Raw genomic sequence first — 25,956 nt, forward strand, 5'->3', positions numbered from 1 at the left:
CTTTGCGACGCAAAGTCGTTGGCATCCCGTCGGCGGCCGAGAGAGGACCACCGATGACCCCGCAGCCCGCCGAGACCCCGGACGCCGCCGACGGTCCCGGAACCCCGGACGCCCCGCTCGACCTCGCCGCCGCCCGCGCGATCATCGAGGCCCAGCGCACCCGGGTCCGCACCACCGCGTACACGGACGACCGCGTGATCTTCGCGATCTGGTCCACCGCGTGGACCGTCGGCTACGGCGTCCTGTGGGCGACGAGCCGCGACGGCGTCGACCGGATGCCGGGCTGGGCCTGGGGGGTGTTCGGCGCGCTGATCCTCGCCGGCGTCGTCACCACCGTCCTGCACTCGCTGCGCCGGATGTCCGGCCTCGACGGGGTCAGTCGCCGCACCGGCGCGCTGTACGGCTGGTCCTGGTTCGTGTCCTTCGTCGCCGCGCAGGTGCTGATCGGCGGGCTCGCCCGCGCCGGGCTGCCGGACGAGGGCGTCGCGCTCGCGGCCAACGGCATCTCCGCGCTGATCGTCGGGATCCTCTACATGGCGGGCGGCGCGCTCTGGCAGGACCGCGCGCAGTTCGTCCTCGGCGTGTGGATGGCGCTCGTCGCGGGCGTCGCCACGCTGGTCGGGCTGCCCGGCACGTTCGCGGTCATGTGCCTCGCCGGCGGCGGCGGGATGGCGGTCGGCGTGCTCGCCGCGCACGTCGCCCAGCGCCGGGGCCGGGCCGCCCGCCGCGGAGCGGTGGCATGACGGACGCGGACCTCGACCCCGTCATCCACGCCCAGTCCCGGCTCCGCGTCGTCGCGACGCTCGCGGCGCTGGCCCCCGGCGACCGCCTCACCTTCCCCCGGCTGCAGCAGCTGCTCGAGATGACCGCCGGCAACCTGTCCACCCATCTGCGCAAGCTGGAGGAGGCGGAGTACGTGACCGTCCAGAAGACCTTCGAGGGCCGCACGCCCGCCACCTACGTCGAGCTGTCCGGGCAGGGCCGCGCCGCGTTCGAGCGCTACACCCGCGCGCTCGCCGAGCTGCTCGGCGGCGCGCTGTGACCGCCGCCGTCGGGGCGCCGCTGGTCGAGCTCGACCGGGTCACCCGACGCTACGGCGACGTCACCGCCCTCGACGACGTCTCCCTCACCGTCGGGGCGGGGGAGATGGTCGGCCTGCTCGGGCCCAACGGCGCCGGGAAGTCGACGCTGCTGTCGCTGGTGAGCGGCCTGCGCCGCCCCGACACCGGCACGGTGCGCCTCTGCGGCCTCGACCCCCGCGACCCGGCGGCGCGTGCCGACCTCGGCAGCACCCCGCAGGAGACGGGACTGCCCGAGACGCTGAAGGTCGGCGAGGTCGTCGACCTCGTCGCCGGCCACTACCGGTCGCCGATGCCCCGCGGCGAGCTGCTCGAGCGGTTCGGCCTCACCGACCTCGCGCGCCGCCAGACCGGTGGTCTGTCCGGCGGTCAGCGCCGGCGGCTCGCGGTCGCGCTGTCGCTGGTCGGCCGGCCCCGCCTCGTGCTGCTCGACGAGCCCACCACCGGCCTCGACGTCGAGGGCCGGCACGTCCTGTGGGGAGCGCTGCGCGACTACCAGGCGGACGGCGCGACCGTCGTCGTCACCAGCCACTACCTCGAGGAGATCGAGGCCCTGGCCCGCCGGGTCGTCGTGATCGGCCAGGGCCGGGTCCTCGCCGACGACGACCTGGCGACGGTGCTCGCGATGGCGTCCGCCCGGCGGGTGCTGCTCGCCGTACCGCCCGCGCACGACGCCGGGCTCGCCGCGCTGCCAGGGGTCCTCGACGTGCAGCGCGAGGGCGACCGGACGGTGCTGCTCGTCGCGGACGCCGACGCCGTGGTGCGTGCCCTGGTCCGCGCCGACGTGCCGTTCCGCGACCTCAAGGTGCGCGGCGCCTCGCTCGAGGAGGCCTTCCTCGCCCTGACCGCGACCGCCACCACGCCCACCCAGGAGCCCCGATGACCGCCCCCGCCCTGCGCGCCGCCCCCGTCACCCGGTCCTGGCTGCACCTGGCGTGGCTGCACACCCGGTTCCAGCTGCTGGAGACCGTGCGGGTGCCGATCGCCGTCATCGGGAACCTGCTGTTCCCCGGGGTCGCCCTGCTGTTCTTCGTCGTGCCGCAGCCCGCCGTCGCCGGTGAGCCGCTCGTCGCCGTCGCGGCGGTCGCGCAGCTCGGGACGTTCGCGGTGATGTCCGCGTGCCTGTTCTCGCTCGGTGCGGGTGTCGCGGAGGACCGGGCCCGCGCGTTCGACCCCTACCTGCGGACGCTGCCCGCCGGCGCCGGGCCGCGCCTGACCGGCCGGATCGTCACCGGCGTCGTGTTCTGCCTCGCGGCGCAGGTGCCGGTGATCGCCATCGCCGTGCTGCTCACCGAGGCGTCCACGTCGCCGTGGCGGCTGCTCGGCGGGATCGGGCTGGTGCCGCTGATCGCGGTGCCGTTCCTGCTGCTCGGGCTCGCGATCGGCTACGCGATGACCGCGAAGGCGGCGCTCGCCGTGGTGCAGGCCGTGCTGTTCCCGCTCGCGTTCGCCGGCGGGCTGTTCCTGCCGCCCGAGGCGTTCCCCGGCTGGCTGGACGCCGTCTCGCACGCGCTGCCGTCCCGCGCGGCCCGGGACCTCGCCGTCCAGGTGACCACCGGGTACGGGCCGTCGGCGTCGGCGCTGCCGGTGCTGCTCGGGTGGACGGTCGTGTTCGCGGTCCTCGCGGTGCTGGCCTACCGCCGCGACGAGGGCCGCCGCTTCCGCTGACCCCCTGCACCCGCGCACCCCGCCCCCCGCCCCCCCGCACCCGCGCACCCCGCCCCCCCGCCCCCCCGCCCCTCGCCCCGCGGCGACGAGTGGTCACGACACGCGGGTGCGGTGGGCTGCACGCCAGCGTGTCGTGACCACTCGTCGACCGGGCGGAGGCGCGGAGGGGCGGGCGGAGCGTCGACCGGGTGGAGGTGGGGCGGGTCGCGGGGCCTGCGGGCGGTGTGGGCGCGCGGCGGCTACGCGTCGCTGGGCTGGACGCGGGCCAGCGCGGCGACGGCGTCGGCGACCACGGCCGGGTCGGTCACCGTGTACCCGGCGGTGCCGCCGCCCCCGGGGCCGCCGTCGTCCGTCACGGGTCGGCCGGCGGACAGGTGCACGGCGTCGACGCCGGCGGCGACGAGGGCGCCGATGTCGACCGGCCGGACCCCGCCGCCCGCCATCACCTGCACCGCGCCGGCGGTGTGCTCGACCATCGCGGCCAGCCGGCGGACGCCGTCGATGCTGCGGTCCGCGCCGCCCGAGCTCAGCACGCGCGTGACTCCCGCGGTCGCCAGCGCGTCGAGCACGGCGAACGGGTCCTCGACCGCGTCGACCGCGCGGTGGAACGTCACGTCCCGGCCCGCGGCGGCCTCGACCAGGGCGGTGAGCGCCGCGGTGTCGACGTGCCCGTCGGCCGTCAGGACGCCGACGACGACCCCGTCGGCCCCGGCGTCGACGGCCGCGCGCACGTCCCGGACCTGCACGTCGAGCTCGTCGGCGTCGTACACGAACGACCCGGGCCGGGGTCGCACGAGGACGTGGACGCCCGGCGGCGTGGCGCCGGTGGCGGCGCGCGCGTCCCGCTCGGCGACCAGCGCGGCGAGGAGCCCGGCGCTCGGCGTGAGGCCGCCCGTCGCGGCGAGCGCGGCGCAGAGGCTCGACCCGGACGGCGCCGGCGTCGGCGGCCACGCGGAAGCCCGCGAGGTCCTGCACGGCGATCTCGAGGACGGGACGCGACACGGCAGGGGCTCCTTCGGCAGCAGGACGGCTCTGGTACCGAACCGTAGCCGCTGCGGACGGCCGCGGGCGGGACCCCTCACCCCTCGGCCCGGCGCCCCCGCCGGGTGGGGCGGGGGCGCCGTCGTGCGCGGTCAGGAGAACCGGCGCAGCCGCAGGGAGTTCCCGACGACGAGCACCGAGCTGAACGCCATCGCCGCGCCGGCGATCATCGGGTTCAGCAGCCCGAGCGCCGCGAGCGGGATCGCCGCGACGTTGTAGGCGAACGCCCAGAACAGGTTCTGCTGGATGACCCGGAGCGTGGACCTGGACAGCCGGACCGCCTGCGCGGCGGAGCGCAGGTCGCCGCGGACCAGCGTCACGTCGGCCGCCTCGATGGCGACGTCCGTGCCGGTGCCCATCGCGAGCCCGAGGTCGGCGGACGCGAGGGCCGCGGCGTCGTTGACGCCGTCGCCGACCATCGCGACCCGGTGGCCCTCGGCCTGCAGGCGCTGGACCACGTCGACCTTGTCGGCGGGCAGCACCTCGGCGATGACGTCGTCCGCGTCGATGCCGACCTCGCGGGCGACGGCGTGGGCGGCACCGGCGTTGTCGCCGGTCAGCAGCACCGGGCGCAGGCCGAGCGCCCGCAGGTCGGCCACCGCCGCGCGGGAGGTCTCCTTGACCGGGTCCCGCAGGACGAGGACGCCGCGCGCCGCGCCGTCCCAGGCCACCAGGACGGCGGTGGCGCCGTCCGCCTCCGCGGCGGCGAACCGGTCCGCGAGGCCGGGGTCGGCCTCCGCGCCCTGCTCGGCGACCCACCCGGGCCGCCCGACGAGGACCCGGCGGGACAGGCCGACGCCGGAGTGGGCGGTCCGGACGACCCCGCTGACGCCGCGGCCGGGCGTGGCGAGGAAGTCGTGCACCTGGTCCGAGCCGATCGCGACCCCGTCGCCACCGACCCCGTCCCCACCGGCACCGTCGGGTGCGTCGGTCGTGGCTGCCGCAGCGGCCGCCTCGGCGACGGCCCGGGCGATCGGGTGCTCGGCGAGCTGCTCGACCGCCCCGGCGTACCGGAGCACCTCGTCGGCCTGCGCGGGGGCGGACCCCGCCGGGACCAGGACGTCGACGAGCGCCATGCGGCCCTCGGTGACGGTGCCGGTCTTGTCCAGGACGACGGTGTCGACGGTGCGGGTCTGCTCCAGCGTCTCCGGGCCCTTGATGAGCACGCCGAGCTGGGCGCCGCGGCCGGTCCCGACCAGCAGCGCGGTGGGCGTGGCCAGGCCGAGCGCGCAGGGGCACGCGATGATGAGCACCGCGACCGCCGCCGTGAACGCGGCCTGCGCGGACCCGCCGGTCAGCAGCCAGCCGGCGAGCGTGCCGAGCGCGAGCACCAGCACCACGGGGACGAACACCGTGGAGATGCGGTCCGCGAGCCGCTGGACCGGTGCCTTGCCGGTCTGGGCGGCCGCGACGAGCCGGCCGATCTGCGCCAGCCGCGTCTCGTCGCCGACGCGGGTGGCGCGCACGACCAGGTGGCCGCCCGCGTTGATCGTCGCGCCGGTGACCTCGTCGCCGGGGCCGACGTCGACGGGCACCGGCTCGCCGGTCAGCAGGCTCGCGTCGACGGCGCTGGTGCCGGACACCACGACGCCGTCGGTCGCGACCTTCTCGCCCGGGCGCACGGCGAACTCGTCGCCGACCCGGAGCCGCTCGACCGGGACGCGCTGCTCGGTGCGACGGCCGTCGGGGCCGGTGACCAGCAGCGCGACGTCCTTCGCCCCGAGGTCCAGCAGGGCGCGCAGGGCGTCGCCCGCCCGCCGGCGCGACCGGTGCTCGGCGTACCGGCCCGCGAGCAGGAACGTCGTCACGACGGCCGCGACCTCGAAGTACAGCTCGGGCATGTGGCCGCCCATGTCGGCGGCGGGCCAGAGCGTGGGCTCCATCCGCATGCCGAGCTGCCCGGCGCCGCCGAGCAGCAGCGCCCACAGGGACCAGCCGGTCGCCGCGACGATGCCGATCGACACCAGGGTGTCCATCGTCGACGCGCCGTGCCGGGCCGCGCGGGCCGCGGCGCGGTGGAACGGCCAGGCCGCCCAGGTGGCGACCGGCAGCGCGAGCGCCGCGACCAGCCACTGCCAGCCGCGGAACTGCGTCGCGGGCACCATCGACAGCACGAGCACGGGCAGGGTCAGCACGGTGGCGACCCGCAGCCGGCGGCGCAGGTCGGTCCCGCGCGCGTCGGTGGGGGCGGAGGTGTCCTCGTCCGGGTCCATGTCGTGGCCGGGCGCCATGCTGTGGCCGGACAGCGCGTGCTCGCGGGGGTCCGTGCCGGGCGCGTCGTGGCCGGCGCCGTCGTGGCCGGCGCCGACGTGGGCAGCGCCGTCGTGGCCGGCCGCGTCGTGGTGCGCGTGCGCGGCGGCGGGCGCGCGTGCCGACCCGGCCGGGGCGTCGAGCCCGCGGGCCGCCGTCACCCGGGCGTCGTACCCGGCCTTGCGCACCGCCTCGACGAGCGCGTCCGTGTCGGCGGTCGTGCCGTCCTCGGCAGGGCGGACCTCGACGTGCGCGCTCTCCAGCGCGAGGTTCACGGTCGCCTGGGCGCCGGGGACGCGGTTCAGCCGCTTCTCCACCCGCGCGACGCAGGACGCGCAGGTCATCCCCTCGACCGCCAGGTCGACGGTGGCGACGGGCAGCGTGGGGACCGCGGGGCGCGGCCGGTCGTCGGCTGTCACAGCAGCGACCCGCGCGGGGTGACGGCGTACCCGGCCTCGTCGACCGCGCCGGCGATGGCCTCGGGGGACAGCGGGGCGTCGGAGGTGACCGTCACGGGGGAGGACCCGCCCGCGACCAGGTCGACCTGCACGTCGGTCACACCGGGCAGGGCGGTGAGCCTCCTCGGTGACGTGCCGGACGCAGTTGCCGCAGGTCATGCCGTCGACGGCGAAGGTGGTGGTGCTCATGGGGGTGTTCCTCTCAGGGGGTGGGTGCGCTCAGGAGCGGACGAGGCGGGCGATGGCGTCGGCGGCCTCGCGGACCTTGGCGGCCCCGGCCTCCTCGGACTCGCGCGCGGCGTCGACGACGCAGTGGCCGAGGTGGTCCTCGACCAGGCCGATGCTCACGGCCTGCAGCGCCTTGGTGACGGCGGAGATCTGGGTGAGCACGTCGATGCAGTAGACGTCCTCGTCGACCATGCGGGCGATGCCCCGGACCTGGCCCTCGATGCGCTTGAGGCGCTTGAGGTAGTCGTCCTTGTCGCTGGTGTAGCCGTGCACGTCGCGCTCCTCCCGTCCGGGCGCTCGGGTGCCCGTCCTCGAGAGGAACGCTATACCCCCTGGGGGTATTCCGGAGCGGGCCGGACGTCCTGCCGGGAGCGCCGACCCGGTCGGAGGGTCAGATGCGCTCGCTCGTCCTCCGGCCGCTGCGGACGAGCTCGTCCTGCAGCTCCTGGAACCGGGCGTCGAGCTGGGCCCGCAGCATCTCGACCCACTCGTGCTGCTCGTACATCCACGGCTCCCACGGCCGGCCTGCGGAGTCGGTCCGGGTCTCAGTCCGGGTCTCAGTCCGGGTCTCAGGCCGGGGCTCGACGGTCATGGCGATGCTCCTCGTCGTCGTCGGAAGTGGCGGAGTCAGGGGCCAGCGGATCCAGCAGTGAGCGGGCCGCGGCGGTCTGGATCACAGTCTCGGCTTGCGCCGCGAGCACCTGCAAGAGCAGTTTCTCGCCGTCGCGCAGCGGCTCGGGGTGCGCCCAGCGGTCGGCGCGGGCCAGCCGGTAGGCGTCCCACCACTGCTGGTCCCGGCGCGCGACGAGGTCCGCTCGCCGTCGCTCCTGGCGTCGCCGCGACTCGTCCCGGGTCTGGCGTCGCCACTGGGCGAGCGCCACCATCGCGGCTCCGGCCGCGGCACACCCGCCAAGCCCGGGGCTGCGGACGAACGAGTCGGTCCACGTGAGCACGGCGAGGATCACCTGGCGGGTCGACTCGTCCCGCACCCCCGACGCGACGAGTGCGACGAGCAGAGTGGTGAGGGTGCCGACGACGCCCGAGGCCCACGTCGCACTCGTCCGCCGTCGCCTCCGTCTGGTCTCCATGCCACCGCCTCCCCGGGTGCCGAGCCACCACCGTCGCACCCGACACGCCGGGAGCGGTCGTCGTCCCCAGGCCCGGTTCCGCCGCCGGGGGCCGCAGACGCCGCGAGGGCGCGCCCCCGACGGATCGGGTGCACGCCCTCGCGGGTGCGGGTGCCTCAGACCAGCGCGCGCCAGGCCTCGCGGCGGGTCGCCTGCTCGACCGGGTCCGGCACCGGCAGGCTCGCCAGCAGCCGGCGGGTGTACTCCTCGCGCGGGGCGCCGAGCACCTCCTCGCCGGTGCCCTCCTCGACGAGCCGCCCGCGGTGCAGCACCGCGATCCGGTCGGCGAGCAGGTCGACCACGGCCAGGTCGTGGCTGATGAACAGGCAGGCGAACCCGAGGGACTCCTGCAGCTCGGCGAACAGCTCGAGCACCCGGGCCTGGACCGACACGTCGAGCGCGGACGTCGGCTCGTCGGCGATCAGCAGCTCCGGGTCCAGCGCCAGCGCCCGCGCGAGCGACGCCCGCTGGCGCTGCCCGCCGGACAGCTCGTGCGGGTACCGGTCGCCGAACGCCCGCGGCAGCTGCACCGACTCGAGGAGCTCGTCGACCTTCGGCCGGGCGGCCCGGGCGTCGCCGGCCCGCCCGTGCACGACCAGCGGCTCGGCCACGCACTCGGCGATGGTGAGCAGCGGGTTGAAGGACGTCGCCGGGTCCTGGAACACGAACCCGACCCGGCTGCGGATCGGCCGGATGCGGCGCTCGCGGACGCCGTTCATCTCGACGCCCAGCACCTGCAGCGACCCGCCGGTGACGGTGGTCAGCCCCGCGATGGCGCGCCCGATGGTGGTCTTGCCGGAGCCGGACTCGCCGACCAGGCCGACCACCTCGCCGGGGCGGATCGCCAGGGAGACCCGGTCGACGGCCTTGAACCCGGGCTGCCGGAGCCGGCCGGGGTAGGTGATCTCCAGGTCCCGCGCCTCGACGACGGGGGTCTGCTCGGCCCAGCCGGGCGCGCGGGCGGCGGCCCGGGCCCGGGCGTGCGCGCCGCCGGTCCCGATCCGCGGCACGGCGTCGAGCAGCGACCGCGTGTACGGGTGCTGCGGGTCGGCGAACAGCTCCCGGACGGGGGCCTCCTCGACGATCTCCCCGGCGTACATCACCGCGACCCGGTCGGCGAGGTCCGCGACGACGCCCATGTTGTGCGTGATGAGGACGATCGCGGCACCGAACTCGTCCCGGCAGCGGCGCAGCAGGTCGAGGATCTCGGCCTGCACGGTCACGTCGAGGGCGGTGGTCGGCTCGTCGGCGATGATGACGCCGGGGTCGAGGACCAGCGCCTGGGCGATGACGATGCGCTGCTTCTGCCCGCCGGAGAACTGGTGCGGGTAGTGGTCGATCCGGTGCTCCGGGTCGGGGATGCCGACGCGGCGCAGGATGTCGACGGCCTTGGTCCGGGCCTCGGCCTTGCTGAGCCGCCCGTGGGCGCGCAGGCCCTCGATGATCTGCCAGCCGACGGTGTAGACGGGGTTGAGCGAGGTCGACGGCTCCTGGAACACCATCGCCGCGTCCCGGCCGCGCACCCGGCGCAGCCCCGGCTTGTCCAGGCCGAGCACCTCGCTGCGGGACGTGCCGTCCTTGGAGGACAGCAGGACGGCGCCGCGGGTGGTGGCGGTCGACGGCAGCAGCCCGAGGATCGTCTTCGCGGTGACGGACTTGCCCGAGCCGGACTCGCCGACGACCGCGAGCACCTCGCCGGCGCCGACGGACAGGGTCACCCCGTCGACGGCGCGGACGTTGCCCGCGTCGGTCGCGAACGACACGGACAGGTCGGTGATCTCGACGACCGGCGCGGTGCCGGTCTGCTGGTCGGCGCTCATCGGCCGCCCTCCGTCCCGGGCTCGAGGCCCTCCAGCCCGCCGGGCGCGGTGAGCGCGCCGCCGGGGACCACCGAGGTGGCGGACACGTCGCCGGCGACGTCCGCGGACGCCCGCCGGGTGCGCAGCCGCGGGTCCGCGAGGTCGTTCAGCGACTCACCGACCAGGGTCATGCCCAGCACGGTCAGCACGATCGCGACGCCGGGGAACACGGAGGTCCACCAGATGCCGCTGGTCACGTCCGAGATCGCGCGGTTGAGGTCGTAGCCCCACTCGGCGGCCTGGCTCGGCTCGATGCCGAACCCGAGGAACCCGAGGCCGGCGAGCGTGAGCACGGCCTCCGACGCGTTGAGCGTGATGATGAGCGGCAGGGTGCGGGTCGCGTTGCGCAGCACGTGCTTGATCATGATCCGGCCGTTGCTGGCGCCGATCACGCGCGCGGACTCGACGAACGCCTCGGACTTGATCCGGATGGTCTCCGCGCGCACCACCCGCAGGTACTGGGGTGTGAACACGACGGTGATCGACAGCGCCGCCGCGAGCACACCGCCCCACATGTCGGACTGCCCGCCGCTGATGACGATGGCCAGGACGATCGCGAGCAGCAGCGACGGGAACGCGTACACCGCGTCGGCGATGACGACGAGCACCCGGTCCAGCCAGCCGCCGAAGTAGCCGGAGACCAGGCCGAGCAGCACGCCGATGAACAGCGACGCGACGATCGCGATGACGATGACGAGCAGCGCGGTCCGCGAGCCCCAGATCACGCGGGACAGCACGTCGTAGCCGCCGACGGTGGTGCCGAACCAGTGCTCGGCGGACGGGGGCTGCTGGGCGCCGAACCGGCCGTCGGCGTCGCGGAGCTGGCCGTAGCCGTAGGGCGCGAGCAGCGGGGCGAGCGCCGCGCCGATCACGAGGAACGCGGTGAGCACGAGGCCGGTGACGAGCATGCCGCGCTGCAGGCCGACGCTCTGCCGGAGCTGGTGGACGACGGGCAGCCGCCGCCAGCCGCGGCGCGGGGCCGCGGGGGTGGTGGTCGTGGTCATCTCAGTACCTCACCCTCGGGTCGATCAGCGCGGCGATGACGTCCACCAGGAAGTTGGTGACCGCCACGATGACCGCGAGCATCACGACGATGCCCTGCACGGCGACGAAGTCGCGGGCCTGCAGGTACTGGGACAGCTGGAACCCGAGGCCGCGCCACTCGAACGTCGTCTCGGTGAGCACCGCGCCGACCAGGAGCATCGCGACCTGCATGCCGATCACGGTGACGATCGGGATGAGCGCGGGCCGGTAGGCGTGCTTGCGCAGCAGCCGGGACTCGCGGACGCCGCGGGACCGTGCCGCGTCGACGTAGCCGGAGCCGAGCGTGCCGATCACGTTGGTGCGGACCAGCCGCAGGAACACGCCCGCGGTCAGCAGGCCGAGCGCCAGCGCGGGCAGCACGGCGTGCTGGAGCACGTCCGCGATCACGTCGGGGTTGCCGGTGCGGAACGCGTCGATCAGGAAGATGCCCGTCGGGTCGTCCAGCTGCCGCATCTCGATCTCGGAGCGCGTCGACGCGCGCCCGGCGACCGGCAGCCAGTCGAGCTGGACGGCGAACACGAGCTTGAGCAGCAGGCCGGCGAAGAACACGGGCGTGGCGTAGCAGGCGATCGCGAACACGCGGAGCACGGCGTCCGGCACGCGGTCGCGGAAGTACGCGGCGGCGAGGCCCAGGGGGATGCCGACGACGAACGCGACGAGCAGCGCGTAGAACGCGAGCTCGAGGGTGGCGGCGCCGAACGTCGTGAGCACCTCGGTGACGGGGCGGCTGTCGCTCAGCGTGGTGCCGAAGTCGCCGCGCAGGAGCTGGCCGAGGTACTCCCCGTACTGCACGAGCACCGGCCGGTCGTAGCCGGCGGCGTGGATCCGCTCGGCCAGCTGGTCGGCCGGGAGGCGGCCGCCCTGGGCGGCGGTGATGGGGTCGCCGGTCGCGCGCATCAGCACGAACACGACGGTGACCAGGATGAACACGGTCGGGATGATCAGCAGGAACCGCACGAGCAGGTAGCCGCCGAGCCCGCCACCGGTGCGCTTCTTCTTCGGCGCGGCGGGGGTGGGGGCGTCGGGTCCTGCGCTGGTGGTGGGCTGCAGCGGTCCTGCGGTGGGGGTGGAGGTCATGTCGCTCGCTCTTCGTCGCCCGGTGACGCCCCGACGCGGGCCGCTCGGTGGTGCTGAGCGACCCGCGCCGGGCGTCGGGAGTGGTGGATCAGCCGATGGCGAGTGCGCCGTAGCGGAACTTGAACGAGGCGTCGAGGGTGTCCTCGGCGCCGGTGACGTCGGCGCCGACCACGGCCACCTGCGCACCCTGGAGGTACGGGACGGTGGACAGGTCCGCGGCGACCGCGTCCTGGATCTGCTCGATGAGCGCGGTCCGCTCGGCCGGGTCGACGGTGACGGCCTGCTGCAGGATCAGGTCGTTCACCTCCTGGTTGTCGTAGTGGTTGCCCAGGAAGTTGTCCGTCAGGAAGAACGGCGTCAGGTAGTTGTCCGCGTCCGAGTAGTCCGGGAACCAGCCGAGCTGGTACGACGGGTAGACGTCGGAGGTGCGGTCCTTGGCGTACTGGACCCACTCGGTGGTCTGCAGGTCGACCGTGAACAGGCCGGTGGACTCGAGCTGGTCCTTGATGAGCGCGTACTCCTCGCCGGAGGACGGGCCGTAGTGGTCGTTGCTGTACTGCAGCGACAGCTGGACGGGGGTCTCGACGCCCGCCGCCTCCAGGCGCTCGGCCGCCGCGTCGGCGTCCGCGCCGCCCTCGCCGTCGCCGTACAGGCCCTTGAGCGAGTCGGTGGCACCGGTCAGGCCCTCGGGGACGTAGGAGTACAGCGGCGTGTAGGTGCCCTTGTAGACCTGGTCCGCGATCTCCTCGCGGTCGATCAGGTCGGCCACCGCGCCGCGGACGGCGAGCGCCTTGGCGGGGTCGGCCTCCGGCGTCGTCGCGCCGTACGGCTGGGTGTTGAAGTTGAACGTGATGTAGCGGATCTCGCCGCCGGGGCCGTCGACGACCTTGACGTCGTCGTCGCCGCGCAGGTCCTCGATGTCCGTGGAGGACAGGCTGCGGAACGCGACGTCCACGTTGCCCTGCTGCACGTCGAGCTTCAGGTTGGAGGCGTCCGTGTAGTATTGGACGTTGATCTCCTCGGTCTTCGGCGCGCCGAGCAGGCCCTGGTAGTCCGGGTTGGCCTGGTAGGTCAGCAGGTCGTTCTGCGCGTAGTCCGTCAGGACGTACGGGCCGGCGAACGCGTTGCCGGCGACGATCTCGTCATCCGGGGTCAGCGCGTCGGCGGCGAACACGTCCTCGTCCACGATGGGGCCCGCGGGGCTCGACAGGATCTGCGGGAACACCTGGTCGTCGGGGGACTTCAGGGTGAACACGACGGTGGTGTCGTCCGGCGCGGCGACGCTGTCGAGGTTGTAGAGCAGCGAGCCGGGGCCGTTGCCGTCGTCGGCGCCGGACTCGAAGATCGCGAGCTGCCGGTCGAACGTGAACTTCACGTCGGAGGACGTGAGCGCGTTGCCGTTCGCGAAGGTCAGGCCGTCCTTGAGGGTGACGGTGTACTCGGTCGGCGAGGTGAACTCGGCCGACTCGGCGATGTCCGGCTCGACGTCCGGGTTGCCGTACGTGGTGTTCATGAGGAACGGGTAGACCTGGTTCATCACCGCGAACGAGCCGTTGTCGTACGAGCCGGCCGGGTCGATGGTCGTGATCTTGTCCGTGGTGCCGATCAGCAGGGCGCCGCCGCCGCTGTCGCCGCCGTCGGAGGCGCCGTCGTCGTCGCCCGACCCGCCGCACGCGGCGAGGACCAGGGCGGTGGCGACGAGGCCGGCGCCGGTCGCGAAGCCGCGTCGGCGGCCGTGGGGAACCGCAGTCATGCGTGTACCTCTTCCCTGAAGTGCGGGCTCGGGGTGCCCGTGGCGGTGTCGGTTGCCGGACGCCCGCGCAGCGACATCGTCTCTCGCCGCGAGATGAGAAGTCCGGCGGGTGAGACCGCCGTGATGTGGCTCATAGGATTAGCACAGTCTGCGTCCGAGTTCGGCACCCGCGTGTAACGCCCGCGTTACCGGGAGGTCACGATGCAGGTCAGGCGGGTACGACGACGCGCCCGGCCGCCGGAGCAGCCGGGCGCGGTCAGGGGCGCGGGACCCGCGGGTTCAGGCAGCCGGTGCGGTCGCAGCGGCCGCCGCCCGGGCCGCCGCGGGCAGCGCCCGGACCACCCGGTCGAGGGCGTCGTCGTCGTGCGCGGCGGACAGGAACCACGCCTCGAACGCCGACGGCGGCGCGTAGACCCCGTCGCGCAGCAGGCTGTGGAAGAACGCCGGGTAGCGCCACGACTCCGACGCGAGCACCTGCGCGTAGTCCCGCGCGCCCGCGTCCGTGCCGAGCACCGTGCTGAACAGGTTGCTCGCGCGCTGCACGGTGTGCGCCAGGCCCACCGCGGTGAACGCCTCCGACACCGCGGCCTGGACGGTCGCCGACGCCGCGTCGACCCGGGCGTACACCGCGTCGTCCGCGAGCCGCAGCGTCGCCAGCCCCGCGGCGGTGGCGACCGGGTTCCCGGACAGCGTGCCCGCCTGGTAGACGGGCCCCAGCGGTGCGAGCGCGTCCATCACGTCGGCGCGACCGCCGAGCGCCGCCACCGGCAGCCCGCCGCCGATGACCTTGCCGAACGTCAGCAGGTCCGGCGACCAGCCCTCGCGCTGCGCCTCCAGCCCCCACCAGCCCGCGGGGCCGACGCGGAACCCGGTCAGCACCTCGTCCTGGATCAGCAGGGCGCCGTGGGCGTGCGCGATCCGGGCGAGCGCGGCGTTGAACCCCGGCTCCGGCGGCACGACGCCCATGTTCGCGGCCGCGGCCTCGTAGATCACCGCGGCGATGGTGGCGCCGTGCTCGGCGAACGCCGCCTCGACGGCGGCGAGGTCGTGGTACGGCAGCACGATCGTCTCGGCGGCGATCGACGCGGGCACGCCCGCCGAGCCCGGCAGCGCCAGCGTGGCGACGCCCGAGCCCGCGGCCGCGAGCAGGCCGTCGGAGTGCCCGTGGTAGTGCCCGGCGAACTTCACCACGCGGTCGCGTCCCGTGACGCCGCGGGCCAGCCGGATCGCGGTCATGGTCGCCTCGGTCCCGGTGGACACCAGGCGCAGCCGCTCGACGGCGGGCACGCGCGTCCGCACGGCCTCCGCGAGCTCGACCTCGGTCAGCGTCGGCGCGCCGAACCCGAGCCCGCGCGCCGCGGCCTCGTGCACGGCGGCCAGCACCTCGGGGTGCGCGTGACCCAGCAGCGCCGGGCCCCACGACCCGACCAGGTCGACGTACTCGCGGCCCTCGACGTCCGTCACGTACGCGCCGCGCGCCGACGCCAGGAACCGCGGGGCGCCGCCGACCGACCCGAACGCGCGCACCGGCGAGTTCACGCCACCGGGCACGACGCCCAGCGCCCGCTCGAACAGCTCCTCGGACGTGGTCGTCCCGGACTCGCTCATCGCCACTCCTCCCGCAGCCAGCAGGCCAGCTCCACGGCCCAGTAGGTCAGCACCTGGTCGGCGCCCGCCCGGCGGATGCCCAGGACCGACTCCGTGATCGCGCGGCGCCGGTCGAGCCACCCCTGGGCGGCGGCGGCCTCGACCATCGCGTACTCCCCGGACACCTGGTACGCCGCGACGGGCACCGTGCTCGCGGCGGCGACGTCGGCGAGCACGTCCAGGAACGCCCCGGCGGGCTTCACCATGACGACGTCCGCGCCCTCGGCGATGTCGAGGTCGACCTCGAGCAGGGCCTCGCGGCGGTTCGCCGGGTCCATCTGGTAGGTCCGGCGGTCGCCGTCCAGCGTCGACTCCACGGCGTCGCGGAACGGGCCGTAGAGCACGCTCGCGAACTTGGCCGCGTACGCCAGCACGGCGACGTCGTGCCGGCCGGCCGCGTCGAGCACGTCCCGGATCACGCCGACCTGGCCGTCCATCATCCCGCTGGGCGCGACCATGTGGGCGCCGGCCTCGGCCTGGGCCAGGGCCATCTCCGCGTACCGGACCAGCGTGGCGTCGTTGTCGACGGTGCCGTCCACCCGGAGCACGCCGCAGTGGCCGTGGTCGGTGAACTCGTCCAGGCACAGGTCGGCCTGGATGACGAGGGCGTCCCCGACCTCCGCGCGGACGTCCGCGAGCGCCAGGTTGAGGATGCCGTCCGGGTCGGTCGCGCCGGAGCCCACCGCGTCCCGCACCAGCGGGACGCCGAACAGGTTGACCCCGCTGACGCCGGCCGCCGCGGCCTCGGCGACGGCCCGCCGCAGCGAGTCGCGGCTGTGCTGGACGACGCCCGGCATCGACGCGATCGGCTGCGGCTCGGTCAGGCCCTCCTTGACGAACACCGGCAGCACCAGGTCGGCGGGGTGCAGCCGCACCTCGCTCACGGAGCGGCGCAGCGCGGCGTTCCCGCGCATCCGGCGCGGGCGCACCCGGCCGGGGCGCGCCGCGGCGACCGCCTCGGCCGCGAGCGCGGCGGCGGACAGGGTGGGGGAGGTCAGGGCGGGGGAGGTCGGGGATCCGGCCGGGTGCGAGGTCATGCGTGCTCTCCGTCGGGGTGGGGTGGTGCGGTGGTGCCGGGCGCCGCCGCGTCGGGGGCCGCGAGCCGTGCCTCGACCAGCGCCGCGACGAGACCGCCGGGCGTCTGGTCCTCGGCGACCGCGTGCACGGGCAGGCCGGCGCGCCGCGCCTCGGTGGCCGTCGACTCGCCGATGCAGCACACGAGCGTGCCGGCGGGCGGGGCGCCCAGCATGGTCAGCAGGTTCCGGGCGGTGCTGCCCGAGGTCAGCAGCACGGCGCCGATGCCGCCCGCGGCCCAGGCCGCGCGGACCTCGGGCTCGGGCGCGGGGCCGCGCACGGTGCTGTACGTGACGACCACGTCCACCGGCCAGCCGTGCGCGCGCAGACCGTCGGCCAGCGTCGGGGCGGCGAGGTCGCCGAGCGGCAGCAGGACGCGCTCGGGCTCCTCGCCCGCGGGCGGCCACGCGGCGAGCAGCGCGACCGCGGAGCTTGCGGCCCCGGGGCACGAGGTCGACCCGCACCCCGGCGTCGCGCAGGGCGCGTGCCGTCGTGCCGCCGACCGCCGCGACGCGGACGTCCGCGAGCAGCTCCGGCAGGGTGTGGCCGGTCTCCTCGGCGCGGTCGACCAGCACCGGCACGGCGGCCGCGCTGGTCACGGCGACCCAGCCGTAGTAGCCGACCTCGAGCGCGAGCAGGGTGTCGTCCAGCTCGGTCGGGTCGTGCGGCGGCACGGTCTGGATCAGCGGGACCACCTCGGGGCGCGCGCCGGCGGCGTGCAGCGCGATCACCAGCGGGTCCGGGCCGGGCGTCTCGCGCGGGACCAGCACGGTCAGGCCGGCGAGCGGGCCTGAGGCCGGGGTGGAGCCGGTCACGCGTCTGCCCCGGTCGAGCCCGCCCCGGTCGCGCTCAGCCCGGCGAGGTCCGCGGCGCCCGCGTCCAGCAGCGTCTCGGCGAGCCGCGTGCCCAGGGCCGCCGCCGCGAGGGCGGTGCGCGCCGGGTCGCCCTCGGGGTCGCCGGCCGGTCGGGAGCCCGCGAGCGACACCGACTCCGAGCGGCGCAGCGTCGCCGAGCCGTCGGGGCGGAGCACGACCGCGTCGAGCGTGAGCACGTCGTCGTCGCCGAGCCGCGCCTGCGCCCCGATCGGCGCCGCGCAGCCGGCCTCGAGCCGGGTGAGCAGCGCGCGCTCGGCGAGCACGGCCAGGTGGGTCGGCCGGTGGTCGAGCGCGGCGAGCGCGAGCGCCAGCGGGGAGCCGTCGGCGGCGTCCTCGACCCGGACCTCCACGGCCAGCGCCCCCTGCGCGGGGGCCGCGAGCATCACCTCGGGCGGCAGCGCCTCGGTCACGGCGTCGAGCCGGTCGAGCCGGGCCAGGCCCGCCCGGGCCAGCACGACGGCGTCGAGGTCGTCCTCGATCCGGCGCAGCCGGGTGTCGACGTTCCCGCGGATGTCGACCACCCGCAGGTCGGGGCGGGCGGCACGCAGCTGGGCGGCCCGGCGCGGCGACCCGGTGCCGACCGAGGCCCCCGCGGGCAGCGTCGCGAGCGTCCAGCCCTCGCGGGCGCACAGGGCGTCGCGCGGGTCCTGCCGGACGGGGACCGCCGCGACCACCAGGCCGGGGGCCACCGCGGTCGGCAGGTCCTTGAACGAGTGCACCGCGACGTCGCAGCGGCCCTCGAGCAGCGCGTCCCGCAGCGCGGTGACGAACACCCCGGTGCCGCCCAGCGTCGCGAGCGAGCCGGTCAGCCGGTCGCCGTCCGTCCGGACCCGCACCAGCTCGTGCTCACCGCCGCCGAGCGCCGTGAGCGCGTCGGCCACGTGCCCCGTCTGCGTCAGGGCGAGGGCGCTCGCGCGGGTGCCGACACGGACGGGGAGGGGCATGGCCCCAGTCTCGGTCACCTCGCTCGGCGTTGTCGAAACGCGGGCCGCCACGCCTCAGGCCCCCGCGGGCGTCGACGGGGACGACGGCGCGGTGACCAGCGCGGCCGCGGTCGTGCGCGCGTCCGGCACCACGGACGCGAGCCCGTTGCCGGCCACCCACGCCCCGACCACCGCGAGCCCGGGCACGTCCGCGACGGCCGCGCGGACGGCCTGCACGGTCCGCCGGTGCGCGGGGCTCGGGACGGGCAGTCCCTGACGCCAGCGCACCCGCGCCGACGCCCGCACCTGGTCGGGCCGCAGCGGCACGCCGAGCACGGCGGACGCGTCGCGCAGCGCCAGCGCGGTGAGGCCGGCCAGGTCGCCGGGCAGCGCCTCGCCGCCGGCACCGTCCGCCGCCGGGCGCCCGTGGCCCGGGCGCCCGTCACCCGCAGGCCCGTCGCCCGCGCGGCCGTAGGACAGCCGGACCACGTGCCGGCCCGGGCCCGCGGCCGCGGCGAGCCACGCCCACTTCGCGGTGGCGTGCGTGAGCGCCTTGGCGCGGACGCCCTCGACCCCGCGGGCCACCAGCACGCCGGTGCCGCGGGGGGCGTCGTCGAGCGCGGGCGCGTCGAGCACCAGCGTCGCCAGGACGATGTCCGCGCCGGGGTCGGTCGGCAGCCCCGCGACCGCGGGCGCGACCTCCGCGAGCAGGTCGGTGGCGCGCGGGGTGGCGACGACCAGGCGGCGGGCGCGCAGGACCTCGCGCGCGCCGTCACGCTCGACCGTCACGTGGAACACGCCGTCGCGGCGCCCGACGGCCCGGACCGCCGTGCCCGTGCGCACCGCGCCGCCGTGCGCGGTCAGGTCCGTCACCAGCGCGTCGACCAGCACGTGCAGCCCGCCGCGGAACCCCGCGACCGCCGACCCCGCGGGCGCCAGGGCGCGCTGCGCGCGGACCGCGCCGCCGAGCGACCCCTCGCGCCGGACCGCGGCGGCGAGCCCGGGGGACACCGCGTCGACCGACACGTCGTCGGGCTCCGCCGCGTGCACCCCCGCGACCACCGGCCGGACCAGGCGGTCCAGCACCCGCCGGCCCGCGCGGGCCCGCACCAGCGCGCCCAGCGAGCCGCCCGGACGCGTGCCGACCGACCCCGGCAGCACCCGGTCCAGCGACGCCCGCAGCGCGCCGGCCGTGCCGATCGTGCGCCGGACGTCCGGGGCCCACGGGTCGGCGGGGATCCCCAGCAGGCCGGTGCGCGGCAGCGGGCCCGAGCCGTGCGGCAGTCGCACCCACGCGCCGTGCGGCTCCGGGACCACCACCCGGTCGCCCAGGCCGAGCTCCTCGGCGAGCGCGGCGACCGCCCCGCCGCGGGTCGCGAACGACTCCGCGCCCGCGTCCAGGCGCAGGTCGTCGACCTCGTGCCCCGCGACGACGCCGCCCGGTGCGCGCCACGCCTCCACGACCAGCGGACGCAGGCCCCGCAGCGCGAGCTCGCGCGCCGCGACCAGGCCGGCGACCCCGCCGCCGACCACGAGGGCGTCGAGGGGTGCCGGGGCCGTGGTGATCTCGTGCTCGCTCGTGGCTGCTCCTGCCGCTCGTCGCTCGTGCCGGCGGCGTCCGCCGTCGTCGACCAGGGTGCCCGTCCGCGACGCCGCGCGCCCGGGACCCCCCGGGTCCTGCCGTCGTCAGATCGTGTGGACCAGCTCCACCACGCGGGTCAGCACCGTCGGGTCGGTCTCCGGCGGCACGCCGTGCCCGAGGTTCACCACGTGCCCGGGCGCGACCGCGCCGCGCGCCACCACGTCCCGCACGTGCGCCTCCAGCACCGGCCAGGGCGCCGCGAGCAGGGCGGGGTCGATGTTGCCCTGCACCGGCACGCGGCCGTCCAGGCGCCGGACCGCCTCGTCCAGGCCGATCCGGTGGTCCACCCCGACGACGTCCGCGCCCACGTCGCGCATCGCGGCCAGCAGCTCGCCGGTGCCGGTGCCGAAGTGCACCCGCGGGACGCCGAGGTCGGCGACGTGGGACAGGGCCCGGGTGGAGGCCGGTGCGACGCGCTGCGTGTAGTCGGCCAGCGACAGCGAGCCCGCCCAGGAGTCGAACAGCTGCGCGGCGCTGGTCCCGGCGAGCACCTGGGCCCGCAGGAACGCGCCGGTGAGGTCGGCCGCCCACCGGGTCAGCGCCTCCCACGTCCCCGGGTCGGCGTGCATCAGCGTGCGCGCGGCCAGGTGGTCGCGGGACGGGCGGCCCTCCACCAGGTACGCGGCGAGGGTGAACGGCGCGCCGGCGAACCCGATCAGCGGGGTGCTGCCCAGCGCGGCGACCGTCAGGCGCACGGCCTCGGTCACCGGCGCCAGCACCTCGGGGGTCAGCGAATCCGCGGGGCTCTCGGCGACCAGCCGGGCCACGTCGTCCGCCGTGCGCACCGCGCGCCCGAGGACCGGGCCGACACCGGGCTGGATCTCGACGTCCACGCCGGCCAGCCGCAGGGGGATCACGATGTCCGAGAAGAAGATGCCCGCGTCCGTGCCGTGCCGGCGCACCGGCTGCAGCGTGATCTCCGAGGCCAGCTCCGGCGTGAGGCAGGCGTCCAGCATCGCGGTGCCCTCGCGGGCGCGCCGGTACTCCGGCAGGGACCGGCCGGCCTGGCGCATGAACCACACCGGGCGGCGGGACGGCGTGCGGCCGCGGTACGCGTCCACCAGGGGCGAGCCGGCGGTCCGGCCGTCGACCAGCGGGTGGTCGGCGGGCAGGCCGGTGCCGTCCGGGAGCGACGGCAGCGGTGCGGTCGACGGGGCGGTGGGCGCGTGGGTGCGTGACGAAGCAGACATCAGGGCGATTGTGCCCCCTCTTCCCTGGAGTGATTAAATTCTGGACGTGGTGATGCTGTCGTTGGTGGCGAGCCATCACGACCTCGACCTGTCCGTGCTGGAGCGGCTCTCCGCCGACACGCACGCTGTCGGACGGGAGATCGTGACGGGCTGCGACTCGGTCGCGGGGGCGGTCGTCCTGGCGACCTGCAACCGCTTCGAGCTGTACCTGGACGTCGACGACGCCGCCGACGCCGAGTCCGCCCGGGACGCCGTGGCCGCCACCGTCGCCGCCCGCTCCGGCTACCCCGCCCAGCGCGTCGCCGCCTCGCTCGTGCCCGCCACCGGCCAGCGCGTCGTCGAGCACCTGTTCGCGGTCGCGTCCGGGCTCGAGTCGATGGTCGTCGGCGAGCGCGAGATCGCCGGCCAGGTGCGCCGCGCGCTGACCGCCGCCCGCCGGGACGGCACCACGACCTCCGACCTCGAGGGCCTGTTCCAGGCCGCGTCCCGCGCGTCGCGCGCCGTCGAGCACGGCACCGGCCTCGGCGCCGCCGGCCGCTCCGTCGTGGGCGTCGCGCTGGACCTCGTCGAGGACGGCCTGCCGGTCTGGTCCGACGTGCGCTGCCTGCTGATCGGCACCGGCTCCTACGCCGGCGCCAGCCTCGCGGCGCTCAAGGCCCGCGGCTGCGCGGACGTCGTCGTCTACTCCGCCAGCGGCCGGGCCGGGCAGTTCGCCGCCCAGCGCGGGGTCACCGCCGCGACCGACGACCTCGCCGCCGCGCTCACCGGCGTGGACCTCGTGGTCGCGTGCAGCGGTGCCGCGGGCGCGGTGCTCGACGTCGACGCCCTGATCCGCGCCCGGTCCGCCGAGGCGTCCATCGGCGCCCGCCCGCTCGCCGTGCTCGACCTGGCGCTGCAGCACGACGTCGACCCCGCCGTCGGCGAGCTGCCCGGCGTCCGGCTGGTCAGCCTCACCACCGTCGCGGACCAGGCGCCCGACGGGCACTCCGCGACCGTGGCGGAGGCCCGCACGCTGGTCGCCGCGACCGCCGCCGCGTTCGAGCGCACCCGGCGCACCCGGCAGTGGAACCCCCCGGTGGTCGCCGAGCGGCGTCGCGTGCTCGAGCAGCTGGCGACGGCCGTCGACCGGCTCGACGAGCGTGCCGCCCGGCGGCTGCGGCGCGAGGTCCGGTCGGCGCTGCACGGCCCGACGGTCCGGGCCCGCGCGGCCGCTGCCGACGGCGACGCCGCGGCGTACGCGTCGGCGCTCGCGGACCTGGCCGCCCTGGCGGTCCCACCCGCTGCCGCGCCCGCGCCCGCCGTCGAGCCCGCCCCCGCCGGCTCGCCGAGATAGGACCGTCGCGCCGACTCAGGGCGTCCGGCGGTCCTGACTCGACGCGGACGCCCTGTCTCGGCGCCGGCAGGCGCGCGCCGGCAGCCCGGCAGCCCGCAGCGGGTCAGGCGTCGAGGTACGTCACCAGCGACGCGGCCAGGCCCGTGTACGTCGCGGGGCTCAGGGCCTGCAGGCGCTCGGCCACGTCGGCGGGCAGGCCCAGGCCGGCGATGAACTCGCGCATGTCGTCGGCGGTCAGCCGGCGGCCGCGGGTGAGCTCCTTGAGCCGCTCGTACGGGTTCTCCATCCCCGTGACCCCGGCGACGGCGGCGGCGCGCATGGCCGACTGGACGGGCTCGCCGAGCACCTCCCAGTTCTGGTCGAGCTCGCGGGCCAGCAGGTCGCGGTCCACCGACAGCGCGCCGAGCCCGCGGCGCACGTTGTCGATCGCCAGCAGCGCGTGCCCGAACGCCGGGCCGATGTTGCGCTGCGTCGTCGAGTCCGTGAGGTCGCGCTGCAGGCGGCTGGTCACCAGCGTCGCGGACAGGGTGTCGAGCAGCGCGCAGGACAGCTCGAGGTTGGCCTCGGCGTTCTCGAACCGGATCGGGTTCACCTTGTGCGGCATCGTCGACGAGCCGGTCGCCCCGGCCACGGGGATCTGGGTGAACACCCCACGGGAGATGTCGCTCCACACGTCGGTCGCGAGGTTGTGCAGCACCCGGTTGAACCGGGCGACGTCCGCGTACAGCTCGGCCTGCCAGTCGTGGGACTCGATCTGGGTGGTCAGCGGGTTCCAGGTCAGGCCGAGGTGCTCGACGAACGCGCGGCTCACCGCGGGCCAGTCCGCCCCGGGGACCGCGACGACGTGGGCGCCGTAGGTGCCGGTCGCGCCGTTGAGCTTGCCGAGGAACTCCGCCCCGGCGACGCGGCGCAGCTGGCGGCGCAGCCGGTGCGCGAGGACGGCGAGCTCCTTGCCGAGGGTGGTCGGCGTCGCGGGCTGGCCGTGGGTGAGCGCGAGCATCGGCACGTCGGCGAGCGCGTGCGCCTGCGCAGCGAGGTCGTCGACCAGGCCGGTCGCGGCGGGCAGCCACACGTCGTGCACCGCGCCGCGGACCATCAGCGCGTAGGACAGGTTGTTGACGTCCTCGCTGGTGCAGCAGAAGTGCACGAGCTCCGCGACCGACGGCAGCACCGTGTCGCCCAGCACCTCGGGCGCGGCGGCGATCTTCTCCTTGAGGAAGTACTCGACGGCCTTCACGTCGTGCACGGTCGTGCGCTCCAGCTCGGCGAGCCGCGCGACGTCCTGCGCGCCGAAGTCGGTGACGACCGCGCGCAGGTAGGCCTGCTCGGCGTCCGACAGCGCCGGTGCCCCGGGCACCACTCCGTGGGAGGTGAGGTGGATCAGCCACTCGACCTCGACGTGCACCCGCTCGCGGTTCAGCGCGGCCTCGGACAGGTGGTCCACGAGGGGGGCCACGGTCCGGCGGTAGCGGCCGTCCAGCGGTCCGAGGGCGATGGGCGGCTCCACCTCGGCGAGGGACGCGCGGGGGGCGGGGGCGGCGTGCGCGGGCATGGGTCGCATCCTCCCACGCCCTCCCGCGCTGGTCGTGGCCCTGTCCGCGTCGGGTTCGGCCGCATCCCTCAGGCAACCGCCTCGCCTGCCGATCGGAGGACCACTCAGGGGGAGCCGTGCGGGACAGCTGCGGCATGCGGCGGGTGAGCACGGCGGGCGACGAGGAGATCGACATGGCTGGACTGCTGGGGCGACGGGCCAGGACGGTCGACACCGCGCCGGCCGTCGACGTGCGCCGCGAGCTGCGCGCGCTCGACGAGGTGGTGCGCGCGCTCGGCGAGATGGGCGGCACCCGGGACCTGCGGGACGTGGTCGACACGATCCGCCGCGGCCTGGGCTTCGACTACGCCTCCGCGTGGCAGGTCGACGAGCGGCGCGGCGAGCTGACGTTCCTCGCCCAGACCGGTGAGCTGTCCGCCGAGCTGACCGCGATGACGCCGGACTGGCGGATGGCCAAGGGCGTGGGCCTGTGCGGCCTGGCCTGGCAGCGCGACGGCGTGCTGCCGGTCGCGGACCTGCAGGACCACGCCCCGACCTGCGCGCGCGGCGAGGTGTTCCTGCGGGCCGGGGCGCGCGGGGCGATGACCATGCCGCTGTGGCGCGACGGCACGGTCGTGGCGGTGCTGGACTTCCTGTCCCGCACGCCCCGCACCGAGGGCCCGGACCAGGTGCTCGTCCTCGACGTCCTCGCCCGCACCGTGTCGCAGGCCCTCGAGGCGCAGCACGCCGCCGAGGAGATCGCCCAGACCGCCCGCGACCAGCAGGCCGTGACCACCTCGGTGGCCAAGGTCGGCGCGTGCCGCGACGAGGAGCAGGCGCTGCGCACCGCGCTGGACACGGTCCGCGAGGAGTTCGGCTGGGACTACGGCTCGTTCTGGGCGGTGGACACCGAGGCGCGGGTGCTGCGGTTCGCCGTCGAGTCCGGGACCGCCGGCGAGGAGTTCCGCCGCGTGACGCTGGCCGCGAGCTTCGCCGAGGGCGTCGGCCTGGCCGGGCGGGCGTGGCGGGCCCGCGACCTGGTGTTCGTGCGGGACCTCGGCGAGCTGACCGACTGCGTCCGGGCCCCCGCCGCCCAGCGCGCCGGCGTGCGGTCCGGGGTGTGCATCCCGGTGATCGTCGGCGACGAGGTCCTCGGCACGATGGACTTCTTCACCACCCAGACCATCGAGCTCAGCGACAGTCGCCGGGGCTCGCTGCGCAACGTGGCCCAGCTCGTGTCGCAGCGGCTCGACATCCTCCGGGCGGCGTCGCGGGACCGGGCCGCGTCCGAGGCGCTGCTCGGCAGCGTCGCGCAGCTCTCGGAGAGCGCGTCCGAGGCCGTGCGGGTCGCCGAGGAGGCGGTCGCCCAGACCGCCGCGATGGCCGACGAGGTCCGCACGCTCGAGGCGTCGTCCTCCGCCGTCGGCGACGTCATCCGGGTCATCTCGACGATCGCCGACCAGACCAACCTGCTCGCGCTGAACGCCACCATCGAGGCGGCGCGCGCGGGTCAGGCGGGCCGTGGGTTCGCGGTCGTCGCGACCGAGGTCAAGGACCTCGCGGGCGGCACCTCCGCGGCGACGTCGCGCGTGGAGCAGCAGGTCGCGGACATCCAGGCGAACACCGCCGCGGTGTCCCGCGGGATCGACTCGGTGAGCACGACGATCCGGCGGATGGACGAGGTGCAGGCCCGGATCGGCGAGGTGCTGGACCAGCAGCGCGAGATGGCCCGCAGCTTCCGCGCGGGCTGACCGCCGCCCGGCCCCGGGGTCAGCGGTCGCGGCTGCGGGGGATCGCCACGCTGAGGACGAACGACACCACCGACACGATCAGCGCGCCGATGAACGCGTCCCCGAACCCGTCGATGCGCAGGCCCCAGGACGTCTGCTCGGTGATCCACGCGGTGAGCAGCAGCATCAGCGCGTTCACGACCAGCGTGAACAGGCCGAGCGTGAGGATGTACAGCGGGATCGACAGCACGTGCACGATCGGCTTCACCACGGCGTTGATCACGCCGAACACCAGCGCCACCGCGAGGATCACGACCGCCTGGCCGCCCGGGGTGTCGGCGCCCACCACGGTGATGCCGGGGAGCAGGACCTCGGCGAGCCAGAGGGCGACGCCGCTGATCAGGACACGCAGCAGGAAGCTCATGCG

At 76.0% G+C, this 25,956-nt stretch carries 22 protein-coding genes and 2 pseudogenes; 6 read left to right on the forward strand and 18 right to left on the reverse strand.

Annotation, left to right across the window (positions count from 1 at the left end):
• Positions 1–53: 53 nt before the first annotated feature.
• Genes AC1VL8_RS05525 through AC1VL8_RS05540 form a run of 4 tightly spaced genes read left to right on the forward strand, consistent with a single transcriptional unit; the run spans position 54 to position 2,747 of the window.
• Entirely contained in the window at positions 54–743 is a 690-nt protein-coding gene (locus AC1VL8_RS05525; protein ID WP_389233845.1) for a hypothetical protein, read from the forward strand.
• On the forward strand, positions 740–1,042 hold the full coding sequence (locus AC1VL8_RS05530) for a transcriptional regulator (RefSeq protein ID WP_389233842.1): 303 nt from the start codon (positions 740–742) through the stop codon (positions 1,040–1,042). Before AC1VL8_RS05525 ends, AC1VL8_RS05530 begins: the two co-directional genes overlap by 4 nt.
• Complete coding sequence (locus tag AC1VL8_RS05535; protein ID WP_483074462.1) at positions 1,039–1,962, forward strand: ABC transporter ATP-binding protein; 924 nt, start codon at positions 1,039–1,041, stop codon at positions 1,960–1,962. Before AC1VL8_RS05530 ends, AC1VL8_RS05535 begins: the two co-directional genes overlap by 4 nt.
• Complete coding sequence (locus AC1VL8_RS05540; RefSeq protein ID WP_389233836.1) at positions 1,959–2,747, forward strand: ABC transporter permease; 789 nt, start codon at positions 1,959–1,961, stop codon at positions 2,745–2,747. The genes AC1VL8_RS05535 and AC1VL8_RS05540 overlap by 4 nt, the downstream gene beginning before the upstream one ends.
• Positions 2,748–2,986: 239 nt before the next feature.
• Here the strand turns inward: AC1VL8_RS05540 and AC1VL8_RS05545 are convergent, their stop codons facing one another.
• The 16 genes and pseudogenes from AC1VL8_RS05545 to hemE form a co-directional block, all read right to left on the reverse strand.
• The gene (locus AC1VL8_RS05545; protein ID WP_483074463.1) at positions 2,987–3,829 is read right to left on the reverse strand and encodes a copper homeostasis protein CutC; all 843 of its coding nucleotides are present in this window, start codon (positions 3,827–3,829) and stop codon (positions 2,987–2,989) included.
• 51 nt (positions 3,830–3,880) lie between these two features.
• Entirely contained in the window at positions 3,881–6,457 is a 2,577-nt protein-coding gene (locus tag AC1VL8_RS05550) for a heavy metal translocating P-type ATPase (RefSeq protein ID WP_483074464.1), read from the reverse strand.
• Positions 6,454–6,685: pseudogene (locus AC1VL8_RS05555) on the reverse strand (heavy-metal-associated domain-containing protein). The gene AC1VL8_RS05550 and the pseudogene AC1VL8_RS05555 overlap by 4 nt, the downstream one beginning before the upstream one ends.
• 30 nt (positions 6,686–6,715) lie before the next feature.
• Complete coding sequence (locus tag AC1VL8_RS05560) at positions 6,716–6,997, reverse strand: metal-sensitive transcriptional regulator (protein WP_389233827.1); 282 nt, start codon at positions 6,995–6,997, stop codon at positions 6,716–6,718.
• Between the two features lie 296 nt (positions 6,998–7,293).
• The gene (locus AC1VL8_RS05565; RefSeq protein WP_483074465.1) at positions 7,294–7,812 is read right to left on the reverse strand and encodes a hypothetical protein; all 519 of its coding nucleotides are present in this window, start codon (positions 7,810–7,812) and stop codon (positions 7,294–7,296) included.
• A 155-nt stretch (positions 7,813–7,967) separates the two neighbouring features.
• Positions 7,968–9,671: a dipeptide ABC transporter ATP-binding protein gene (locus tag AC1VL8_RS05570; RefSeq protein WP_483074466.1), complete on the reverse strand. Its 1,704-nt coding sequence runs from the start codon at positions 9,669–9,671 to the stop codon at positions 7,968–7,970.
• A complete protein-coding gene (locus tag AC1VL8_RS05575; protein ID WP_483074467.1) occupies positions 9,668–10,714 on the reverse strand; it encodes an ABC transporter permease in 1,047 nt (348 codons plus the stop codon). Before AC1VL8_RS05575 ends, AC1VL8_RS05570 begins: the two co-directional genes overlap by 4 nt.
• A gap of 1 nt (position 10,715) precedes the next feature.
• Entirely contained in the window at positions 10,716–11,831 is a 1,116-nt protein-coding gene (locus AC1VL8_RS05580) for an ABC transporter permease (RefSeq protein ID WP_483074468.1), read from the reverse strand.
• Between the two features lie 88 nt (positions 11,832–11,919).
• The gene (locus AC1VL8_RS05585; protein WP_483074469.1) at positions 11,920–13,584 is read right to left on the reverse strand and encodes an ABC transporter substrate-binding protein; all 1,665 of its coding nucleotides are present in this window, start codon (positions 13,582–13,584) and stop codon (positions 11,920–11,922) included.
• Between the two features lie 279 nt (positions 13,585–13,863).
• The gene (gene hemL / locus AC1VL8_RS05590; RefSeq protein ID WP_483074470.1) at positions 13,864–15,192 is read right to left on the reverse strand and encodes a glutamate-1-semialdehyde 2,1-aminomutase; all 1,329 of its coding nucleotides are present in this window, start codon (positions 15,190–15,192) and stop codon (positions 13,864–13,866) included.
• On the reverse strand, positions 15,189–16,145 hold the full coding sequence (gene hemB / locus AC1VL8_RS05595; RefSeq protein WP_389234067.1) for a porphobilinogen synthase: 957 nt from the start codon (positions 16,143–16,145) through the stop codon (positions 15,189–15,191). The genes hemL and hemB overlap by 4 nt, the downstream gene beginning before the upstream one ends.
• A gap of 119 nt (positions 16,146–16,264) precedes the next feature.
• Positions 16,265–16,723, reverse strand: a complete 459-nt coding sequence (locus tag AC1VL8_RS05600; protein ID WP_483076192.1) for a uroporphyrinogen-III synthase — start codon at positions 16,721–16,723, stop codon at positions 16,265–16,267.
• Positions 16,724–16,805: 82 nt separating this feature from the next.
• Positions 16,806–17,120: pseudogene (locus AC1VL8_RS05605) on the reverse strand (uroporphyrinogen-III synthase); the annotation flags it as partial.
• Positions 17,117–18,124, reverse strand: coding sequence for a hydroxymethylbilane synthase (gene hemC, locus AC1VL8_RS05610; RefSeq protein ID WP_483074471.1), 1,008 nt, complete (start codon positions 18,122–18,124; stop codon positions 17,117–17,119). The gene hemC and the pseudogene AC1VL8_RS05605, both read right to left, overlap by 4 nt.
• Positions 18,125–18,178: 54 nt before the next feature.
• The gene (locus AC1VL8_RS05615; protein WP_483074472.1) at positions 18,179–19,636 is read right to left on the reverse strand and encodes a protoporphyrinogen/coproporphyrinogen oxidase; all 1,458 of its coding nucleotides are present in this window, start codon (positions 19,634–19,636) and stop codon (positions 18,179–18,181) included.
• A 153-nt stretch (positions 19,637–19,789) separates the two neighbouring features.
• Positions 19,790–20,935: a uroporphyrinogen decarboxylase gene (gene hemE / locus AC1VL8_RS05620; RefSeq protein ID WP_483074473.1), complete on the reverse strand. Its 1,146-nt coding sequence runs from the start codon at positions 20,933–20,935 to the stop codon at positions 19,790–19,792.
• A 64-nt stretch (positions 20,936–20,999) separates the two neighbouring features.
• On the opposite strand from hemE, the gene AC1VL8_RS05625 reads away from it, so the two are divergent.
• Positions 21,000–22,268 (forward strand): glutamyl-tRNA reductase, encoded by a 1,269-nt coding sequence (locus AC1VL8_RS05625; RefSeq protein WP_483074474.1) that lies wholly within the window; start codon positions 21,000–21,002, stop codon positions 22,266–22,268.
• Positions 22,269–22,371: 103 nt separating this feature from the next.
• Here the strand turns inward: AC1VL8_RS05625 and purB are convergent, their stop codons facing one another.
• On the reverse strand, positions 22,372–23,820 hold the full coding sequence (gene purB, locus AC1VL8_RS05630) for an adenylosuccinate lyase (RefSeq protein ID WP_483074475.1): 1,449 nt from the start codon (positions 23,818–23,820) through the stop codon (positions 22,372–22,374).
• Between the two features lie 173 nt (positions 23,821–23,993).
• Here purB and AC1VL8_RS05635 point away from each other — a divergent pair, with 173 nt between their 5' ends.
• Positions 23,994–25,550, forward strand: coding sequence for a GAF domain-containing protein (locus AC1VL8_RS05635; RefSeq protein WP_483074476.1), 1,557 nt, complete (start codon positions 23,994–23,996; stop codon positions 25,548–25,550).
• A 19-nt stretch (positions 25,551–25,569) separates the two neighbouring features.
• Here AC1VL8_RS05635 and AC1VL8_RS05640 read toward each other — a convergent pair whose 3' ends face one another.
• Positions 25,570–25,953 (reverse strand): phage holin family protein, encoded by a 384-nt coding sequence (locus AC1VL8_RS05640; RefSeq protein ID WP_389233784.1) that lies wholly within the window; start codon positions 25,951–25,953, stop codon positions 25,570–25,572.
• Between the last annotated feature and the right edge of the window lie 3 nt (positions 25,954–25,956).

The organism is Cellulomonas sp. KU4C (genome assembly GCF_056868065.1).

Excerpts from the sequence above, each read along its gene's own strand:
- AC1VL8_RS05525 (WP_389233845.1), top strand. The coding sequence starts at position 54 with ATGACCCCGCAGCCCGCCGAGACCCCGGACGCCGCCGACGGTCCCGGA.
- AC1VL8_RS05530 (WP_389233842.1), top strand. The coding sequence starts at position 740 with ATGACGGACGCGGACCTCGACCCCGTCATCCACGCCCAGTCCCGGCTC.
- AC1VL8_RS05540 (WP_389233836.1), top strand. The coding sequence starts at position 1,959 with ATGACCGCCCCCGCCCTGCGCGCCGCCCCCGTCACCCGGTCCTGGCTG.
- AC1VL8_RS05565 (WP_483074465.1), bottom strand. The coding sequence starts at position 7,812 with ATGGAGACCAGACGGAGGCGACGGCGGACGAGTGCGACGTGGGCCTCG.
- AC1VL8_RS05570 (WP_483074466.1), bottom strand. The coding sequence starts at position 9,671 with ATGAGCGCCGACCAGCAGACCGGCACCGCGCCGGTCGTCGAGATCACC.
- AC1VL8_RS05575 (WP_483074467.1), bottom strand. The coding sequence starts at position 10,714 with ATGACCACGACCACCACCCCCGCGGCCCCGCGCCGCGGCTGGCGGCGG.
- AC1VL8_RS05580 (WP_483074468.1), bottom strand. The coding sequence starts at position 11,831 with ATGACCTCCACCCCCACCGCAGGACCGCTGCAGCCCACCACCAGCGCA.
- AC1VL8_RS05585 (WP_483074469.1), bottom strand. The coding sequence starts at position 13,584 with ATGACTGCGGTTCCCCACGGCCGCCGACGCGGCTTCGCGACCGGCGCC.
- hemL (WP_483074470.1), bottom strand. The coding sequence starts at position 15,192 with ATGAGCGAGTCCGGGACGACCACGTCCGAGGAGCTGTTCGAGCGGGCG.
- hemB (WP_389234067.1), bottom strand. The coding sequence starts at position 16,145 with ATGCGCGGGAACGCCGCGCTGCGCCGCTCCGTGAGCGAGGTGCGGCTG.
- hemC (WP_483074471.1), bottom strand. The coding sequence starts at position 18,124 with ATGCCCCTCCCCGTCCGTGTCGGCACCCGCGCGAGCGCCCTCGCCCTG.
- hemE (WP_483074473.1), bottom strand. The coding sequence starts at position 20,935 with ATGTCTGCTTCGTCACGCACCCACGCGCCCACCGCCCCGTCGACCGCA.
- purB (WP_483074475.1), bottom strand. The coding sequence starts at position 23,820 with ATGCCCGCGCACGCCGCCCCCGCCCCCCGCGCGTCCCTCGCCGAGGTG.
- AC1VL8_RS05635 (WP_483074476.1), top strand. The coding sequence starts at position 23,994 with ATGGCTGGACTGCTGGGGCGACGGGCCAGGACGGTCGACACCGCGCCG.
- AC1VL8_RS05640 (WP_389233784.1), bottom strand. The coding sequence starts at position 25,953 with ATGAGCTTCCTGCTGCGTGTCCTGATCAGCGGCGTCGCCCTCTGGCTC.